Genomic DNA, 3,969 nt, shown 5'->3' with positions numbered 1-3,969 from the left:
AAACAACTCCGGAAAATACAAAAGTGATGGCTGTCCCTGTCACTGTAACGACAGAGGATGAGACAGTAGAAATTGGAGGTAAAGCAGGCTTAAGCTATAATACCCCACTACTAAAAGCAAGTGAGATTAAAGGAAAAAACAACGCTGATATTATTGCTATCCTTACGAAACGATTAGCGATAAAGGCGTGGGATTTAAGCTCCGGAGCTGCGTTAACTGCGACAATCACCAACGCTCCCATTGTGAATACACTTCGTGGAAGTGCTGAGATTACAGTAACGGTTAAAGTAGGGACTGAATCACTTACGCAACCAATCAGAGCAACGGTTGTCCCAGATGATATTTTTGGAGACGATGAGATAGATGGGTGGAAAAATGTTCCTATGGATCCTGTGAATCCTGAATGGGCACCAGGAAATGGTCAGCCATATTTGCTTGCTCAAAAAGATAAAGGGTTGATCAACCCGATTAATGAAAGCCGATTAGGAATGCCTGGTAGAGGGTCATATGATGTTACGGGTCTTCCAACCAATGATATAGGGTTTAGTGTGGTGGATAGCAATGATTGGGGATTCGTTTATCTTACACAGCGAACAAAAACTGTTCCAGGTAAGTTTAATAAATTTTATGTACCGCTATATGATGATTACAAAGTAAATATAGGCGGTCCTTGGTCTAGCGATAAAGGTGTCGGATATAGCGAATTTGCGAGGAAAAATGCATCAGCTAAATATTTCCTACGCAAAGGAGACAAAATAAAAGAAGTCGTCGTCGATGATGCGAATAAAGTGATGTATGTTTACGATTTATCGTTGCAGAAAAACTTGAATTTTTTCATTATGCTTAGTATGTATAATCTTTCTACTAAATCGGAAACCTTTGCGTTGTTTGAACCTACGGGGCTACAGGTAGTGACTACTGCATTAGAGCTTCCATTTTATGCGATTGGGGATAATAATAGCGGTTTTTCAGCGATATTCGATAACGACCTTGTGCCACAGTATAATAGGAGAATAACGTTAAAATTGAAAGATAATAAAGGAAACTGGCTTTCAGACTATACAAAATATAAGGTTGGGGATACTAACATTAGTGGGGCTGTGAAGCCCGGTTTTATTAATTTGGGGATAATGAGTGGACAAAATTATTTTGGGAGTAGTTTTACTACCCCAGGAGATGAAAGTCAACAATACAAAGATGGCGCTCTAATGTACCATCCATATAATATGTCTGGCTATGTGTTAGGAGCTCCTTGGAAGAGTGTAGAACCTGATAAGGCGATCAAGGGTGGTTATGAGATGTTTTTTGGAGCGGAACTGCCGTATATGCATCTAAATGCTACGCCAGAAGAATTTAATGTCTATTCCGATTATGCTGGGGATTTCAATGTTGACTACAAGATAAGTTCTATTCCTAGTAAAACGTATAATGGTAGTGGGAATCTTTATGCGACCTATCCAAATGGTGAGACTGTTGGGTACCCTTTTACAGGGGATGATGCAGGTAATGCAAACGGAAGTATAAATATAAAAGATAAATTACCAAAACAGCTAAATGACAAAGTTGGCACAATTAAGACCTATGAGACTTCATTAATTGCGGTTAATGAACTAGGTGCGGAGTCTGGACTGCCATCAGAAGAAGAACCCAATATTAAAATCAATGCCTATGCTTTCGGTGGTTTACCCATCGGTCAAGTAGTCAAGAAAGGCAGTTCTTGGACTAAAACGGCTGAGTCATTGATTAAAGATCCAACTATCTTACCAGGGCACACAGCAGCTTTTGAGTATGTGAACAAAGCAAAACCAGTTGATACCTCAAAATTAGGGGTACAATTTGCAGAAGTTCGTATGACGGATGAAAAACAAACTGACAAAACAGTGGTTATAAAAGTTCCTGTACTAGTTTCAGATGATAATCCCTTACCATCAACGGGAATAAGAATAGGGGCCGATGACTTTTCTATCGAAAAAAGTGAACTAGCTGGCAAAACAAAGGCTGAATTAGAAGCCTTAATTCTAGAAAAATCAGGCGCAGTAGGGTTGGATTTAGCAACAGGGGCAACGACAGGGATTGATTTATCTATTTTAAATACAACCTTAACAAATGCTCCAGATGTAACAAAACCCTATACCGCTGAAATTCAAGCGAAAAAAGGAACTGCAACGGATAAGAAAACCATTAATATTACAGTAACGGATCAATCAACATTAGCTGTTTCATTCGTCAATGAAGATAATATGGAACTTGCGCCTTCGATTAATTTAACTGGAAATATTGGAAGCAAAGTCGATCTGACCAAGAATACCGATATACAAAAAGCAATCAAATCTCAAACCGATAAAGGTTACGTGGTAACAAGACCGGCAAACGAAAAGGCGTACGAAATAGATGCAGACGAAAATCAAACAGCCACGTATAAGTTTCAAACAAAATCAAAACTAACCATCAATTTTGTAGATGAAAATAATAAAGTGATACTAAGCACAGACACGGTTAATCTAATGAAAGAAATCGGAGTCCCAGTTGATTTAACGCTAGAAAAACCAGTCCAAGATATAGTCAAAAAGTACAAGGACAAAGGATACAAATTACTGGAATCTCCAACGCCAGAAACTGTCTATCCAATCACAGCGACAGACCAAACGATTTCTTATAAATTTCAAACGAAGTCCAAACTAACGATCAATTTCGTGGATGAAGCGAATAAAGTGATGCTTGGGACAGAAACGCTTGATCTAACAAAAGAAATCGGAGTACCAGTTGATTTAACGCTAGAAAAATCAGTCCAAGATATCGTCAAAAAATACAAAGACAAAGGATACAAATTACTGGAATCCCCAACGCCAGAAACTGCGTATCCAATCACAGCGACAGATCAAACGATTTCCTATAAATTCCAAACAAAGTCCAAACTAACGATCAACTTCGTTGATGAAGCAAATCAAGTAATGCTCGAGACAGAAACGCTTGATCTAACAAAAGAAATCGGAGTACCAGTTGATTTAACGTTAGAAAAATCAGTCCAAGATATCGTCAAAAAATACAAAGACAAAGGATACAAATTACTAGAATCCCCAACGCCAGAAAATGCGTATCCAATCACGGCGACGGATCAAACGATTTCCTATAAATTCCAAACGAAGTCCAAATTAACCATCAATTTCGTTGATGAAGCAAATCAAGTAATGCTCGGAACAGAAACGCTTGATCTGACAAAAGAAATCGGAGTCCCAGTTGATTTAACGCTAGAAAAATCAGTCCAAGATATCGTCAAAAAATATAAGGACAAAGGGTACAAATTACTGGAATCCCCAACGCCAGAAACTGCGTATCCAATCACAGCGATGGATCAAACGATTTCTTATAAATTCCAAACGAAGTCCAAGCTAACCGTCAATTTCGTGGATGAAGCGAATAAAGTGATGCTTGCGACAGAAACGCTTGATCTAACAAAAGAAATCGGAGTACCAGTTGATTTAACACTAGAACAGTCAGTCCAAGATATAGTTAAAAAGTACAAAGACAAAGGATACAAATTACTGGAATCCCCAACGCCAGAAACTGCGTATCCAATCACAGCGACGGATCAAACGATTTCCTATAAATTCCAAACGAAGTCCAAACTAACGATCAATTTCGTTGATGAGAATGATAAAATGATAAAAGAACTTGAATTGACGAGAGACATTGGTACTCTTGATTTAACCAAAGACAAGGATATTTTGGCGGCAATTAAGACACTTAAAGAAGACAAGTACGAAGTAATCGAATCACCGGAAAATGAAACAAACTATCCTGTAAGAGAGAACAATGATCCAGTGGTTTACAAGATTAAAAAAACAACAACGGCTGTAACGATTAACTTTGTAGACGAAGAGGGAGGAAATATAGCGGATGTTGAGCCAATCAAGTTGACTGAAATTATAGGATCTACCCTAGAACTAGGAGTTGAGCCATTAAAAACAC

At 38.3% G+C, this 3,969-nt stretch carries 1 protein-coding gene; it reads left to right on the top strand.

Going from position 1 to position 3,969, the window contains the following annotated elements; translation table 11 throughout:
• On the top strand, positions 1–3,969 hold a 3,969-nt coding region (locus BCR21_RS06025; protein ID WP_205684831.1), incomplete at both ends, for a MucBP domain-containing protein.

Source organism: Enterococcus ureasiticus (genome assembly GCF_001730285.1).
Classification (GTDB): domain Bacteria; phylum Bacillota; class Bacilli; order Lactobacillales; family Enterococcaceae; genus Enterococcus_L; species Enterococcus_L ureasiticus.
Note: the sequence above shows the minus strand (reverse complement) of the source record. Positions and strands in the feature narration are given on the sequence as shown.